This is a genomic window from Streptomyces sp. NPDC111507, from assembly GCF_055638955.1.
Genome location: NZ_JBVKBU010000002.1, coordinates 976,676 through 991,730, shown reverse-complemented (window position 1 = coordinate 991,730; position 15,055 = coordinate 976,676). Strand labels below are relative to the sequence as shown.

Annotated in this window: 13 protein-coding genes; 8 read left to right on the top strand and 5 right to left on the bottom strand. The window is 70.6% G+C overall.

The window, feature by feature from the left end:
* Nucleotides 1-31: 31 nt before the first annotated feature.
* From ACZ7M2_RS12045 to ACZ7M2_RS12025, 5 genes are all read right to left on the bottom strand, one after another.
* Complete coding sequence (locus tag ACZ7M2_RS12045; RefSeq protein WP_352046375.1) at nt 32-1,111, bottom strand: 2-oxoacid:ferredoxin oxidoreductase subunit beta; 1,080 nt, start codon at nt 1,109-1,111, stop codon at nt 32-34.
* Entirely contained in the window at nt 1,104-3,035 is a 1,932-nt protein-coding gene (locus ACZ7M2_RS12040) for a 2-oxoacid:acceptor oxidoreductase subunit alpha (RefSeq protein ID WP_471595104.1), read from the bottom strand. Before ACZ7M2_RS12040 ends, ACZ7M2_RS12045 begins: the two co-directional genes overlap by 8 nt.
* Nucleotides 3,036-3,345: 310 nt before the next feature.
* Complete coding sequence (locus ACZ7M2_RS12035; RefSeq protein WP_060901528.1) at nt 3,346-4,005, bottom strand: LuxR C-terminal-related transcriptional regulator; 660 nt, start codon at nt 4,003-4,005, stop codon at nt 3,346-3,348.
* A 670-nt stretch (nt 4,006-4,675) separates the two neighbouring features.
* On the bottom strand, nt 4,676-6,031 hold the full coding sequence (locus tag ACZ7M2_RS12030; protein WP_471595103.1) for a sensor histidine kinase: 1,356 nt from the start codon (nt 6,029-6,031) through the stop codon (nt 4,676-4,678).
* A 279-nt stretch (nt 6,032-6,310) separates the two neighbouring features.
* On the bottom strand, nt 6,311-7,594 hold the full coding sequence (locus tag ACZ7M2_RS12025) for a sensor histidine kinase (protein ID WP_471595102.1): 1,284 nt from the start codon (nt 7,592-7,594) through the stop codon (nt 6,311-6,313).
* Between the two features lie 382 nt (nt 7,595-7,976).
* On the opposite strand from ACZ7M2_RS12025, the gene ACZ7M2_RS12020 reads away from it, so the two are divergent.
* The 8 genes from ACZ7M2_RS12020 to ACZ7M2_RS11985 are packed head-to-tail and all read left to right on the top strand — an operon-like array spanning nt 7,977 to nt 15,055.
* The gene (locus ACZ7M2_RS12020; RefSeq protein ID WP_471595101.1) at nt 7,977-8,390 is read left to right on the top strand and encodes an NADH-quinone oxidoreductase subunit A; all 414 of its coding nucleotides are present in this window, start codon (nt 7,977-7,979) and stop codon (nt 8,388-8,390) included.
* Nucleotides 8,381-9,010, top strand: coding sequence for an NADH-quinone oxidoreductase subunit B (locus tag ACZ7M2_RS12015; RefSeq protein ID WP_471595100.1), 630 nt, complete (start codon nt 8,381-8,383; stop codon nt 9,008-9,010). Before ACZ7M2_RS12020 ends, ACZ7M2_RS12015 begins: the two co-directional genes overlap by 10 nt.
* On the top strand, nt 9,007-10,314 hold the full coding sequence (locus ACZ7M2_RS12010) for an NADH-quinone oxidoreductase subunit C (RefSeq protein ID WP_471595099.1): 1,308 nt from the start codon (nt 9,007-9,009) through the stop codon (nt 10,312-10,314). The genes ACZ7M2_RS12015 and ACZ7M2_RS12010 overlap by 4 nt, the downstream gene beginning before the upstream one ends.
* A complete protein-coding gene (locus ACZ7M2_RS12005) occupies nt 10,311-11,279 on the top strand; it encodes a complex I subunit 1/NuoH family protein (protein ID WP_471595098.1) in 969 nt (322 codons plus the stop codon). Before ACZ7M2_RS12010 ends, ACZ7M2_RS12005 begins: the two co-directional genes overlap by 4 nt.
* A 2-nt stretch (nt 11,280-11,281) precedes the next feature.
* Nucleotides 11,282-12,019, top strand: a complete 738-nt coding sequence (locus tag ACZ7M2_RS12000) for a NuoI/complex I 23 kDa subunit family protein (RefSeq protein WP_471595097.1) — start codon at nt 11,282-11,284, stop codon at nt 12,017-12,019.
* Nucleotides 12,016-12,669 carry an NADH-quinone oxidoreductase subunit J family protein gene (locus ACZ7M2_RS11995; RefSeq protein WP_352046384.1) on the top strand — a complete coding sequence of 218 codons (654 nt, stop codon included), beginning with the start codon at nt 12,016-12,018 and terminating at the stop codon, nt 12,667-12,669. The genes ACZ7M2_RS12000 and ACZ7M2_RS11995 overlap by 4 nt, the downstream gene beginning before the upstream one ends.
* Nucleotides 12,669-13,067: an NADH-quinone oxidoreductase subunit NuoK gene (gene nuoK, locus ACZ7M2_RS11990; RefSeq protein WP_054228323.1), complete on the top strand. Its 399-nt coding sequence runs from the start codon at nt 12,669-12,671 to the stop codon at nt 13,065-13,067. The genes ACZ7M2_RS11995 and nuoK overlap by 1 nt, the downstream gene beginning before the upstream one ends.
* On the top strand, nt 13,064-15,055 hold the full coding sequence (locus tag ACZ7M2_RS11985; protein ID WP_471595096.1) for an NADH-quinone oxidoreductase subunit 5 family protein: 1,992 nt from the start codon (nt 13,064-13,066) through the stop codon (nt 15,053-15,055). The genes nuoK and ACZ7M2_RS11985 overlap by 4 nt, the downstream gene beginning before the upstream one ends.

Here is a 15,055-nt window from a genome sequence, read left to right as displayed (position 1 = left end):
CCTTGAGGAACGCCTCGAACGGTCGGCTCGCTCAGCCGACGACCGTCCAGGTGTCCCCGCCCGCGAGGAGCGTCGCGAGGTCGCCCTTGCCGTTCTGTTCGATGGCCGTGTCGAGCTGGTCGGCCATCTGGGTGTCGTAGACCGGCCGCTCCACGGAGCGCAGGACGCCGATCGGGGTGTGGTGCAGGGTGTCCGGGTCGGCCAGCCGGGAGAGCGCGAAGGCCGTGGTCGGGGACGCGGAGTGGGCGTCGTGGACCAGGATCTGTGCCTCGTTCTCCGGGGTGACGGTGACGACCTTCAGGTCACCGGTCAGCTGATCCCGTACGACACCCTTGTCGCGGTCCGCGCCGAAGCGGATCTGCTGCCCGTGTTCGAGCCGGATCACCGCCTCTTCGGCCTGCTGCTTGTCCTTGAGGGCCTCGAAGGCGCCGTCGTTGAAGATGTTGCAGTTCTGGTAGATCTCCACCAGCGCCGTGCCCGGGTGGGCGGCGGCCTGCCGCAGTACGTCGGTGAGGTGCTTGCGGTCGGAGTCCACGGTCCGGGCCACGAAGGACGCCTCCGCGCCGATGGCCAGGGACACCGGGTTGAAGGGCGCGTCCAGCGAGCCCATCGGCGTCGACTTGGTGATCTTGCCGACCTCGGAGGTCGGCGAGTACTGCCCCTTGGTGAGGCCGTAGATCCGGTTGTTGAACAGCAGGATCTTCAGGTTCACGTTGCGGCGCAGGGCGTGGATCAGATGGTTGCCGCCGATGGAGAGGGCGTCCCCGTCACCGGTCACCACCCACACGCTCAGATCCCGCCTGCTGGAGGCGAGGCCCGTCGCGATGGCGGGCGCGCGGCCGTGGATGGAGTGCATGCCGTACGTGTCCATGTAGTACGGGAAGCGGGACGAGCAGCCGATGCCCGACACGAAGACGATGTTCTCCTTGGCGAGGCCGAGCTCGGGCATGAAGCCCTGTACGGCGGCCAGGATCGCGTAGTCACCGCAACCGGGGCACCAGCGCACTTCCTGATCGGACTTGAAGTCCTTCATGGACTGCCTGGCCTCGGCCTTGGGCACCAGACTGAGGGCTTCGATCGTGTCCGCGCTTCCTGTGGTCGTCTCAGCCATCGATGGCCTCCTTGAGCGCCGTGGCGAGCTGTTCGGCCTTGAACGGCATGCCGTTGACCTGGTTGTAGGAGTGCGCGTCGACCAGGTACTTCGCCCGGACGAGCGTGGCGAGCTGGCCGAGGTTCATCTCGGGGATCACCACCTTCTCGTAACGCCCCAGCACCGCTCCGAGATTCCGGGGGAAGGGGTTGAGGTGGCGCAGATGGGCCTGCGCGATGTTCTCCCCGGCCGCCCGCAGCCGCCGTACCGCCGCGGTGATGGGTCCGTACGTCGAACCCCAGCCCAGAACGAGGGTGTCGGCCTCGCCGGAGGGGTCGTCGACCTCGATGTCCGGGACGTCGATGCCGTCGATCTTCGCCTGGCGGGTGCGGACCATGAAGTCGTGGTTGGCGGGGTCGTAGGAGATGTTGCCCGTGCCGTCCTGCTTCTCGATGCCGCCGATGCGGTGCTCGAGTCCCGGTGTGCCCGGGATCGCCCACGGGCGGGCCAGGGTCCCCGGGTCGCGCTTGTAGGGCCAGAACACCTCGGTGCCGTCGTCCAGGGTGTGGTTCGGACCTTGCGCGAACTGCACCCGCAGGTCCGGAAGCTCGTCGACCTCCGGGATACGCCACGGCTCCGAGCCGTTGGCCAGGTAGCCGTCGGAGAGGAGGAGGACGGGGGTGCGGTAGGTGAGGGCGATCCGGGCCGCCTCCAGGGCGGCGTCGAAGCAGTCGGCCGGCGTGCACGGGGCGACCACCGGGACCGGGGCCTCTCCGTTGCGCCCGTACATCGCCTGGAGCAGGTCCGCCTGCTCCGTCTTCGTCGGCAGCCCCGTGGAAGGCCCGCCGCGCTGGATGTCGATGACCAGCAGTGGCAGTTCGAGGGAGACCGCGAGCCCGATGGTCTCCGACTTCAGCGCCACGCCCGGCCCGGAGGTCGTGGTGACGGCGAGAGAGCCGCCGAAGGCCGCGCCCAGGGCCGCGCCGATGCCCGCGATCTCGTCCTCGGCCTGGAAGGTGCGCACGCCGAAGTTCTTGTGCCGGCTCAGCTCGTGCAGGATGTCGGAGGCCGGGGTGATCGGGTAGGAGCCCAGGTAGAGGGGCAGGTCCGCCTGTTTGGAGGCGGCGATCAGGCCGTACGACAGGGCCAGGTTCCCGGAGATGTTGCGGTAGGTGCCGGTCGGGAAGGTCTTGGCGGCCGGGGCGACCTCGTAGGAGACCGCGAAGTCCTCGGTCGTCTCGCCGAAGTTCCAGCCCGCCCGGAACGCGGCGATGTTGGCGGCGGCGATCTCGGGCTTCTTCGCGAACTTGTTCCGCAGGAACTTCTCGGTGCCCTCGGTGGGCCGGTGGTACATCCAGGACAGCAGGCCCAGCGCGAACATGTTCTTGCTGCGCTCGGCCTCCTTGCGGGACAGCTCGAACTCCTTGAGCGCCTCGACCGTCATCGTCGTCAGCGGGACCGGATGGACGGCGTACCCGTCCAGCGAACCGTCCTCCAGCGGGCTGGCCGCGTAACCGACCTTCGCCATCGCCCGCTTCGTGAACTCGTCCGTGTTGACGATGATCTCCGCGCCGCGCGGCACATCACCGATGTTCGCCTTGAGCGCCGCCGGATTCATGGCCACCAGCACATTCGGCGCGTCACCGGGCGTAAGGATGTCATGGTCAGCGAAATGCAGCTGAAATGAAGAAACGCCCGGCAGGGTGCCTGCGGGCGCTCGGATTTCGGCGGGGAAGTTCGGCAGCGTCGAAAGATCGTTGCCGAAGGACGCCGTCTCGGAGGTGAAGCGGTCGCCGGTGAGTTGCATTCCATCACCGGAGTCACCCGCGAACCGGATGATCACCCGGTCGAGCCGGCGTGTTTCCTTTACTCTCGCCGGTTTGCGCTGTTCTCCTACGACGGCTCCGTCGGCATGCTCCGCTGGGCTACTGACCTGGCTGGTCACTTAACTGGACCTCCTTCGAGGCGGCTGTCTGGGAGCGGCCTTCCCGCAGGCCTTCCCGGGATCAACCCTACGTCTGTAAGGGTCGCCTTCCCTCGGCCGTTCGCATGATGGACACCATTTTGAGATGGTTCGACGCCCTGACTTGTCATGACTTACTCGCCCCCGACGCTCCTCTGGAAGACGCTTCTACCTCATCCTTTGGTTCTCGTGCCGGTCTCGCGCCGCTCTGGTGCCGTGTCGGGCCCTCTGTCCTTCGAGGGCGAATCCGTTCGGCCGACGCAGTGCGTTCGGCTGCCCCAGTGTCAGTCCCTCAGGAGTTCAGATAGGTGAGGACCGCGAGAACACGCCGGTGATCACCGTCGCTCGGGGAAAGCCCGAGTTTCAGGAAGATATTGCTGACGTGTTTCTCGACCGCTCCGTCACTCACCACGAGCTGCCGCGCGATCGCCGAGTTCGTGCGTCCCTCGGCCATAAGTCCTAGGACCTCCCGCTCCCGCGGGGTGAGCCCGGCAAGTACGTCCTGCTTACGACTGCGCCCGAGCAGTTGCGCGACCACCTCCGGGTCCAGAGCGGTACCCCCCTGGGCCACCCGCACCACCGCGTCCACGAACTCGCGCACCTCCGCGACGCGGTCCTTGAGCAGGTAGCCGACGCCGCGGCTCGAACCGGCCAGCAGTTCGGTGGCGTAGCGCTCCTCCACGTACTGCGACAGCACCAGCACCCCCACCCCCGGGTGCTGCTTGCGCAGCTGCACGGCCGCCTTCACGCCCTCGTCGGTGTGTGTCGGCGGCATCCGTACGTCGGCGACCACGACGTCCGGCAGGGCGTCCTGGGCCGCGAGGTCGGTGATGGTCTTGATCAGCGCGTCGCCGTCTCCGACGCCGGCCACGACGTCGTGCCCGCGGTCGGTCAACAACCGGGTCAGGCCCTCCCTGAGCAGCACTGAATCCTCGGCGATGACCACCCGCACCCTGTCCTCCACGATTCTCGGCCCCCCACACCATTCCCCGACCCAAGCCGGCCGCGTCCCCGCCCATACATCAGCCCACAGCATCCCAGCATTCGAACCCACCTGCCCACGAGCAACGGGAATCAAGGGGAATCGGGGGGAGGGGGAAGGGGGAATTCGGGGGGCGCACTTTGGCTCCGGGGTGGGGTTTAGGGGGTGGGGGGAGGAGGGGGCCTCTTGGCGGGGCGGAGCCCTGTCGAGGTCGGGGGCCGAGCCCTGCGGGGGGCTGGGGGTTATGCGCGTGGTGGGGTTCGGGGCGGAGTCCGCGAGGTTCGGGGCCGAGGCCGATCGGGTTTGGCGCTGAGTCCGGTCGGGGTTTGGGGCCGCGCCCTGGTGGGGGTGCGGGGGCGGAGCCCCGCGGGGGTGAGAGGCGCCGCCTGCGGTGGGGGGGGGTGCGGGGGCCGGCTCCGCGCCGGCCAGAGGTGCCGCCTGTGGTGGGGCGCGGGCGCCGTCCCGTGGGGGTCAGAGGTGACGCTTGTGGTGGGGTGCGCGGCAGCTGCCCCGCGGGGGCCAGGGGCGGCGCCCGTGGGGTGCAGGGGCGGAGCCCCGCCGGGGGGTCGGGGGCGGAGCCCCCGGGGATGGGACGGGTAGGGGCGGCGGGGGCGAGAAACGCCCCACCCCCCGCCCCCGCTCACCCCCGCCAGGGCAACTCCGCAGTAATCCGACTGGGCCCACCCACAGGAGAGTCCACCACCAAAACCCCGTCCACCGCATCGAGCCGCTCCGCGAGCCCCGCAAGCCCGGACCCACCAGAAACATCGGCCCCGCCCACACCATCGTCGACAACCTGAAGCATCAACCGGTTCTCGACCCGCCACACGTCGACCGTGGCCCGCGTCGCCCGCGCATGCTTACTGACGTTCTGCAGCAGCTCGGAGACGGTGAAGTACGCGATCCCCTCGATCGCCGGCGCCGGCCGAGCGGGAAGATCCACCTCCACCTGCACCGGCACGGTGCACCGCGAGGCCACGGAAGACAGCGCCGCATCCAGCCCACGATCGGTCAGCACGGCCGGATGAATCCCCCGCGCCAGATCCCGCAGCTCCTGCAACGCCGTCTTCACCTCACCGTGCGCCTCGTCCACCATCCGCGCCGCGGCCTGCGGATCCTCGGTGAGCTTCTCCTTGGCCAGACCGAGCCCCATCGCGAGATTGACGAGCCGCGCCTGCGCTCCGTCGTGCAGGTCCCGCTCGATGCGCCGCAGGTCCGCCGCGGCCGTGTCGACCACGACCCCCCGGTCCGACTCCAGCTCGACCACCCGGCTCGCCAGCCGCGACGGCCCGAGCAGCCCCGCCACCATCACCCGGTCCACCGTGGTCAGCGCCCGCACGATCCACGGCGTGGCCATCGTGATCAGCAGCCCCAGCAGCGCGGTGACGGTGATCTCGAAGGGGTTGTCCAGGTAGATGCTGTGCGTGCCGTCGCCGTAGAGCTGGAGGCCGCCCTGCCCGCCGTACACCGGGAAGAGCCAGAACCACAGCGGATACGTCAGCATCGCCCAGCCGTACGCCCAGAAGGTCAGCGCCACCACGAACGAGAACACCGACCACGGGAACTGCACCACCGAGTACAGCAGATGCCGCCACGCCGAACCGTTCTTGAGGATCGCCCCCATCCATGCCAGCGCCCCGTGCTTGCGCACCCGCAGGGGCTCCGGCGCGGCCACCTCGATCCCGAGCAACCCGCGCGCCCGCGCCCGCTCCAGCGCGCCGAACCCGAGGACACCGGCGAGGGCCGCGGCGAGCACCGGGATCCCCAGGAAGGTGATCAGCAGGCCCATGCCGAGCGAGAACATCGTGACGGCGAACGTGAACATGAGGATGCCGACCGGCAGGCCGGACATCACGTAACCGAACTCGCGCCAGCTGCGCGCCTCGATCGGCGCCCGCAGCGGTGTCGGGAGACGGTGCCGCCGCTCCTCGGCACCCGCCTCGTGGAATCCGGGCCCGCTCGGGTACCCGTACCCCTGTCCGTACTCCGTCGCCATCGGTCTCGTCCGTTCTGCTCGTCCTGCTCGTCGGTTCGTACCCCCACCCTGCTGTTCTCGGCCCTTGCCGACCATGGAGCGGGTCGGCGTCTTGGGACGGGGGTTTTCCCTACCTCGGAGCCCGACGGAAGCCGCATACCGACGGCCCCGTTCAAGGCGGACGAGCCAAGGCGGCCCCGGTCAAGGCGGCCCCGGTCAAGGCGGCCCCCGTCAAGGCGGACGCGCCAAGGCCGACCCGTCGAGGCGGACCCGCACAAGTCACCCCGTAGGCTGGCCTCGTCAGCCCTGCCCGTCCCGCCCGTCCCCCCGGTCCCGCCAAGGCAGTTCCGCCGTGATGGTCGTCGGGCCGCCGGGCGGTGAGTCGATGATGAACAGCCCGTCCACCGCGCCCAGCCGGTCCGCGAGCCCCGCCATACCCGTACCGCCGTCGAGGGCGGCCCCACCGCGCCCGTCGTCCTGGACCTGTATGAGCAGCCGCTCGTCCGTCCGCCACACGTCGACGGACGCGGAGCGCGCCCCGCTGTGCTTGCTGACGTTCTGCAGCAGCTCGGACACGGTGAAGTAGGCGATGCCCTCGATGGCGGCGGCCGGTCTCGTCGGGAGGTCGGCCGTCACCTTCACCGGCACGGTGCAGCGTGAGGCGACCGACGACAGCGCCGCGTCGAGGCCCCGGTCGGTGAGGACCGCGGGGTGGATGCCGCGGGCCAGATCGCGCAGCTCCTGCAGGGCCAGTTTCACCTCGCCGTGCGCCTCGTCGACCATGGCCGCGACGGTCTCGTCGGCCTGCCCCTCGAGGATCTTCTCCTTGGCCAGACCGAGCCCCATCGCGAGGTTGACGAGCCGCGCCTGCGCCCCGTCGTGCAGGTCCCGTTCGATGCGCCGCAGGTCCGCCGCGGCCGTGTCGACCACGACCCCCCGGTCCGACTCCAGCTCGGCGATGCGCCGCTCCAACTCGTCCGAGGGCGACAGCAGCCCGCGCACCATGGCCCGGTCGACGTTCGTCAGCCCCCGCGCGAGGAACGGCAGCACCGGCCACAGCAGGAACAACGACATCAGCGTGACCGTGAACGTGACGATGCCCCACGGCAGCCGGATGAAGTCGTACAGCACCGTCCGCCAGGCCACCGAGTCCCGCAGACTCGACCACAACCAGGAGAAGAAGCCCGTCCCGCGCACCGGCATCGGGCTCGGCTCGTCGATCCGCACGCCGAGCAGCTTGCGCGCCCGCGCCCGCTCCATCCGGCCCAGCAGCCGCGCGCCCCGCAGGCCGCCCGCGAGCAGGGGCAGCCCGATCGCGGTCACGGCCAGCCCCGCACCCGTGGAGACGAGCGTCACGACGTACACGAAGCCGAGGATCGAGACCGGCAGATTGGACAGGAGGTGCGCGATCTCCTTCCACGTCTGCCGCCCGAGTGCGAAGCGTGGGGGAGGCAGCCGATCGCTGTCGGCCGCCTCGTCCGGTACATCTTGTGCGTCTGGTACACCCGGTACGCCCGGTATGTCCGGGGCTTGCGGCGTGTCTGACGGGCCGAGGGGGCCGACAGGGATGATGCGTTCGGTCATATTGGCTAGCCTGCCCGGCGGCGAGCCGCCGCGCCATGAGGTCGACCGCCGCGATCCACTGGGGAAAACCCCACCCCTTGAGGTGAAAGCCAAGGCCGCCGCACGGTGTACCTGGATGTGCTCACGAGGTGAAATGGGAAGTAACCGCGAGGTGCGGACGGGAACCCGGTGACATCTGAGCCGGGCGAGTGCGCGAACCCGGCGGCGGGCGAGGCGGACGAGTCCCTGACATGTCCCCGATAGCCAATGCGTGACGGGCTGCTTACCGTCTCTTTAGCAGGCCCTAGACTCCCGTCCGTACAGATCGTCGAACGGGGCGCATCACAGCGTGCGCGACGGGGCGCGCGCCGGGCGCAACGAGGTCAGGGAGTGAGGGGCTGACGTGCCGGAACCGACCGTTGTCACGGCAACCGGGGCCTTCGTCGCGGCGGGCTACTTCCAGTCGTACTCGGTCGTCGGACTGCTCGCCGTGGTCGGCGTGCTCTTCGTCGCCGTCGCCTTCGGGGCGGGCCGTCTGCTGCGGCCGGTGATCCCGACCCCCGAGAAACTCCTGACGTACGAGTGCGGCGTCGACCCCGTCGGCGAGGGCTGGGCCCACACCCAGGTCCGCTACTACGTCTACGCCTTCCTCTACGTCATCTTCGCCGTCGACTCGATCTTCCTCTTCCCCTGGGCGACCGTCTTCGCCGCGCCCGGCTACGGCGCGGCCACCCTCGTGGAGATGTTCATCTTCCTCGGCTTCCTGGCCGTGGGCCTGCTGTACGCATACAAGAAGGGCGTCCTGACATGGACGTGACCCCCTCGGACCTGACCCCCTCGGACGTGACCCCCGCGCTCTCCGAGCCGGTGCTGCTTCCCGAGCCGCAGCGGCTCGGCGTGCTCTCCCGGCTGGCCCCGGAGCCGATGAAGGTGGTCCTGAACTGGGGCCGCCGCTACTCGCTCTGGGTCTTCAACTTCGGCCTCGCCTGCTGCGCGATCGAGTTCATCGCCGCGTCGATGGCCCGCCACGACTTCATCCGGCTCGGCGTGATCCCGTTCGCACCGGGTCCGCGCCAGGCCGACCTGATGGTCGTCTCCGGCACGGTCACGGACAAGATGGCCCCGGCCGTCAAGCGCCTCTACGAGCAGATGCCCGAGCCGAAGTACGTCATCTCCTTCGGCGCGTGCTCCAACTGCGGCGGCCCGTACTGGGACTCCTACTCCGTCACCAAGGGCGTCGACCAGATCATCCCGGTGGACGTCTACGTCCCCGGGTGCCCGCCCCGCCCCGAAGCGCTGCTGCAGGGCATCCTCAAGCTCCAGGAGAAGATCGCCCGGGAGTCGCTGGGGGAGCGCTACAGCTCCTCGCCGCGTCCGTCGGCCGCCGCCCTCCAGAGCGACCTGGTGCGTCCGCCCGCCGTGGGGGAGGACCGATGACCGTCGGCTGGCTTCCCGCCCCTGTCGAAGAGCTCTTCGGCCCGGAGGCCACGGCCGAGGAGTCGTACGAGGTCCTGACGGTCGACGTACCGCCGACTGCCTGGCTCTCTGCCCTGGAGACCGCGCGCGACTCGCTGGGCTGCACCTACTTCGACTGGCTGAGCGCCGTCGACGAACCAGGCACGGGCTTCCGCGTCGCCGCGCACGTGGTGGCCCTGTCTCCCGTACGCCGCCTCCTCGTCCGTACGACCGTCCCGCACTCGGCACCCGTCCTGGCCACGGCGGTCTCCGTGTACGCCGGCGCCGGCTGGCACGAGCGCGAGACCCACGAGATGTTCGGCGTCACCTTCGAGGGCCACCCGGGCCTCGATCCCCTTCTTCTCCCCGAGGGCTTCGAAGGCCACCCCCTCCGCAAGGACTTCGTCCTCGCCGCCCGCGTCGCCAAGGCCTGGCCCGGGGCGAAGGAGCCGGGGGAGTCCGATCACGGTGGCCCCAAGCGCCGCCAGATGCTTCCGCCCGGTGTGCCCGACCCCAACGAATGGGGTCCCCTGAAGGGCCAACTCCCCCCGGCCCCCGCCCGCCCGGCGCGCGGAGCGGCCCGAGCCGCCGGCGACCGCCCGGTACGGCGGGCCCGCACGGCGGGCGAGGGCTCAGCAAGCCAGACCACCACCGGCGACACGGGAACCGGTCCCGCCGCCAGTGCCACCACTGCTGCCGCTGCCGCTGCCGCTGCCGCTGCCGCTGCCGCTGCCGGTGCGCAGGCGCCGACGCCCGCTCGCCGGGCGCGCAGCGCCAGCCAGGGCTCGGCCAGCCAGCAGACCGAGACCCCAGCTGCCGAGGAACAGGCGACTTCGACAGCCGCCCCCGCGGCCCCGGAGGCCGCCGAGCCGACGCCTCCCGCCGGCCCCCGCCGTACGCGCAGCGCGAGCCAGGGCTCGGCGACACAAAGGACACAGGGCACCGAGCAGCCGCCCGCCGCCGCGGCCCCGCGCAGCTCCGACGCCCCTTGGCACCACGCCCGCCCCGCGTTCGACGAGCCGCAGCAGGAGTCGAAGCAGGAGCAGCAGCAGGCGCAGGAGCCGAAGCCGGAGTCCAGGTCGGAGTCGGAGCCGGGAGCCACCCCGGAGCCCGCGGCTGCCTCGAGCCCGGACCCCGAGGCCACCGCGAAACCCCCGGTATCCCCCGAGCCGGACTCTGAGCCGGACCCCGGCTCGCACCCCGACTCCACCCCCGCTCCCGAAGACCCCGCTCCCGAAGACCCCACCCCCAGAACCCCCAGAAACCCAGCCGGAGGCACGCAGTGAACGACGCTCTCGACGTCGCCCTACGCCTCGTCGTCGTCTTCGTCGTGTTCCTGACGTTCCCCCTGATCGTCGGTCAGACCGAGCACAAGGTGATGGCCCACATGCAGGGCCGCCTCGGCCCGATGTACGCCGGCGGCTTCCACGGCTGGGCCCAACTCGTCGCGGACGGCGTGAAGTTCGCGCAGAAGGAAGACATCGTCCCCGCGGGTGCGGACCGCCGTATCTTCCAGCTCGCCCCCGCCGTCGCCCTGCTCCCGTACCTTCTCGTCCTCCTCGCCATCCCGATCGGCCCGGGTGAGGGCGCCGTCGGCCAGCTCGTCGACGCGGGCATCTTCTTCGTTCTCGCCGTGATGGGCGTGGGTGTCCTCGGCTCGCTCATGGCGGGCTGGGCCTCGGCCAACAAGTTCTCCCTCCTCGGAGGCCTGCGCACCGCCGCGCAGCTCCTCGCGTACGAACTCCCGATGCTGCTGACCGCCGCCTCCGTCGCGATGGCGGCGGGCACGGTCTCCCTGCCCGGCATCGTCGCCGCCTTCGAGTGGTGGTGGGTGCCCTGGCAGATCGTGGGCGCGGTCGTCTTCTTCGTGGCGGGCCTCGCCGAACTCCAGCGACCGCCCTTCGACATGCCCGTCGCCGACTCGGAGATCATCTTCGGCGCGTACACCGAGTACACCGGCCTCCGCTTCGCACTCTTCCTTCTCGCCGAGTACGCCGGAATCGTCGTCCTGTGCGGTCTGACCACCGTCCTCTTCCTGGGCGGCTGGCACGGCCCGTGGGGTGCCGACGGCCTCGGCTGGGTCTGGACCCTTCTGAAGACGGCCCTCCTCGCCTTCGTCGTGATCTGGCTGCGCGTCACCTACCCCCGCCTGCGCGAGGACCAGCTCCAGAAACTCTCCTGGACCCTCCTCGTCCCCCTCTCTCTCGCCCAGATCGCCCTCACCGGCATCGTCAAGGTGGTGATCTCGTAACCATGGCTGAGCCTCTCCCGCCCACCCGTCCCCGCATTCCTGGCTCCGGACTCGCCAAGGGCCTGGCCGTCACCCTCCGCACGATGACGAAGAAGACCGTCACCGCGCAGTACCCGGACGCCCAGCCCGAACTCCCGCCCCGCTCCCGCGGCGTCATCGGCCTGTTCGAGGAGAACTGCACGGTCTGCATGCTGTGTGCCCGCGAGTGCCCGGACTGGTGCATCTACATCGACTCCCACAAGGAGACGGTCCCGGCGGCCGCCCCCGGTGGCCGCGAACGCAGCCGCAACGTCCTCGACCGCTTCGCCATCGACTTCTCCCTGTGCATGTACTGCGGTATCTGCATCGAGGTCTGTCCTTTCGACGCGCTGTTCTGGTCCCCGGAGTTCGAGTACGCGGAGACCGACATCCACGAACTCACCCACGAGCGCGACAAGCTCCGTGAGTGGATGTGGACGGTTCCGGCCCCGCCCGCCCTCGACCCCGGCGCGGAGGAACCGAAGGAACTGGCCGCCGCCCGCAAAACCGCCGACAAGCTCGCCGCCGAGGCAGCCGCAGCAGCCGAACTCGCGGCGCAGACAGCCCAGCAGGCTGCCCAGCCCGAACCCCCGGCCAGCGGCACGACCACGGACGCGACCACAGGCACGACCACGGACGCGGTCACAGACACGACCACAGGCACGACCTCAGGCACGCCCGAGCCCTCCAAGCCCTCCGACCCGCAGGACGGTGCGTCGTGAGCCTCGCAGCAGCCACGGCCGCCGCGGCGCGGGCCACGACCACCGCCGCCGAAAGCCACGGCTTCCTCTCTCCGACGGGCGTCGAGATCGCCTTCCTCCTCGTCGGCCTGGTCACCTTCGGCGCCGCGATCGTCACCGTCACCACCAAGCAACTGGTGCACGCCGCCCTGTGGCTGGTGATGACGCTCGGCGGCCTCGCCGTCGAGTACCTCCTGCTCACGGCCGAGTTCATCGCCTGGGTGCAGGTCCTCATCTACGTCGGTTCCGTCGTCGTCCTCCTTCTGTTCGGTCTGATGCTCACCAAGGCGCCGATCGGCCGCTCCCCGGACGCCGACTCCGGCAATCGCTGGGCCGCCCTCACCGTGGCCGTCGCCGCGGCCGCCGCCCTCGTCTGGGTGGTCGTGGACGCCTTCCGCACCACTTGGGTCGACCTGAAGGGCCCCGCCGCCGGCTCCACCGAGGTCACCGGAGCGAGCCTCTTCCAGAACTGGGTCCTCCCCTTCGAGGCCCTTTCCGTCCTTCTCCTCGCCGCACTGGTCGGCGCGATCGTCCTCTCCCGCAAGGCGAAGGCTGACGCCACCACCACGGCGGACGGGGCCACCCCCGCGGGTGCCCAGAGCCGCCGGAGCGAGAAGGAAGGGACCCGCTGATGCACCTCGCCTATCCCGCCGTGCTCTCCGCCCTCCTCTTCTGCACGGGCCTGTACGGAGTCCTCGCGCGCCGCAACGCGATCCTGGTCCTGATGTCCGTCGAGCTCATGCTCAACGCCGTCAACCTGAACCTCGTCGCCTTCGACGTCTGGCTCTCCAGGACCGCCCGCGACACGCTCCACTCCGGCCAGGCCCTGACCCTGTTCACCATCGCCATCGCGGCCGCCGAGATCGGCATCGGCCTGGCGATCGTCCTCGCCGTCTACCGGGGCCGCGGCACCTCGGACATCGACAAGCTCCGCGACACCGCCGAGGGCCCCGCCCCGGACGGCTCCCACGGCGACGGCACCGAAGAAGCCCCCGTCACGGGAGACGAGAAGGCTGAGGCCACCGCGTGACCACGACCACCCTCGCCGTCCTCGTCCCCCTCCTTCCGTTCCTGGGCGCCGCGGCCGGACTCCTCCTCGGCCGCACGGCGCCCGGCTACGTCCGCCCCCTCGCGGTACTCCCGTCCCTCACCTCGCTCGTCCTCGCCGTACTGGTCGCCGTGCGCCAGGGCGGCGGCCAAGCCATCAACGCGGCCACCGAACTGACGCCCACCGGCTCGGTCCCGATCGAACTCGCCCTGCACATCGACGGCTTCGCCGCCCTCGTCGCCGTACTCGTCGGCGTCGTCGCCTCCTGCGTGCAGATCTACTCGACGGGCTACCTGCGCGACGACCCGCGCTACCCCTCCTACGCCGCTCTCGTCTCCCTGTTCACCTCCGCGATGCTGCTCGTCGTCTACTCCGGCGACCTGATCGTGCTCCTGGTCGGCTGGGAGGTCATGGGTATCTGCTCGTACTTCCTGGTCGGCCACTACTGGGAGACCCCCGAGGCCCGCGCCGCCTCGATCAAGGCCTTCCTGGTCACCAAACTCGGCGACGTCCCCTTCCTCATCGGTCTGTTCGCCCTGGGCACCGACGCCGGGTCCTTCCGCATCACCACGGTCCTCGGCACCGTCGCGAGCGGCGGACTGCACCATCCGACGCTGATCGCCCTGCTGCTCCTCGCCGGCGTGGCGGGCAAGTCGGCGCTGTTCCCGCTGCACACCTGGCTGCCCGACGCGATGGCGGGCCCGACACCCGTCTCCGCCCTGATCCACGCGGCGACGATGGTCGCCGCCGGTATCTATTTCGTCGCCCGGCTCCTCCCCGTCTTCCAGGCCTCCTCGGCCGCGATGGTGGTCCTCGCCGTCATGGCCGCCGTCACGATGGCGGGTTCGGCACTCGCCGCACTCGCCCAGGACGACATCAAGCGCGTCCTCGCGTACTCGACCATCGGTCAGCTCGGATACATGGCCGGCGCCCTCGCCGTCGGCGACCGTGGTGCCGCCGTCTTCCACCTCCTGTCCCACGGCGCCTTCAAGGCGCTGCTGTTCCTCGCCGCCGGCGTGATCATCCACGCCTCCGGCACCAATTCGCTGGCCGTCATGTCCCGCATGACGGGCCTGCGATCCCGCGTCCCCGACGCCTACTGGACGATGACCGTGGCGCTCCTGGCGCTCGCCGCGATCCCGCCCTTCAGCGGCTTCTTCTCCAAGGAGGCCGTCCTCGGCGCGGCTGAGCACGTCGCCACCGGCCACACCGAGCACGCCCCCGGCTCCGCGGGCTGGATCGTCCTCGTCGCCGGTCTGGTCACCGCCGTACTCACCGCCGCGTACGCGACCCGGCTGTGGCTGCTGGCCTTCCACGGCCGGGGCGTCGAAGCCCCCGACCACGGCAAGGAGCCGCGCAGCATGACCTTCGTGCTGTGGGTGCTCGCCGTCCCTTCCCTCGCTTTCGGGCTCGCGTACGGCCCACTGCCCGACTGGTTCGACGGCCGCGACCTGACACCGGTCCTCACCACCTCCGTCCTCGGCACGGGGCTCGCCCTGGTCGGCGGGATCGTCACCTACGGTGCCTGGCGGCACACCACCGCGCTGGCTCCCCGCGTGCCGATGGGTGCGGTCGCGGCCCACCCCGACGCCGAGCCCGCGCGGGTCGAGGCGGAGGCGATCGCCAGCCACGCACCCGCGTTCGGAGACGTGGCCTACGCCCCCGACCCGGCGGATCCCGGACGGCTGCTGCTCGGCCCACTGCACCGGCACGCGGCCGTCGGATTCCACCTCGACGCCGTGTACAACGTGCTGTTCGTCCGCCCCGTCCAGGCCGGAGCCGCACTCGTCCGGTTCCTCGACCGTGAGGTCGTCGACACCTACGTACACGGTGCCGCCGCCCTACCCCGCCTGCTCGGCGCCGCCGTACGGCGCGCGCAGACCGGCAATGTGCAGACCTATGTGAGCGCGCTGCTCGCCGGCACCGTCGTCCTGGTGGTCGCCGCCCTCCTCGTCGCCACGGGAGCGTGA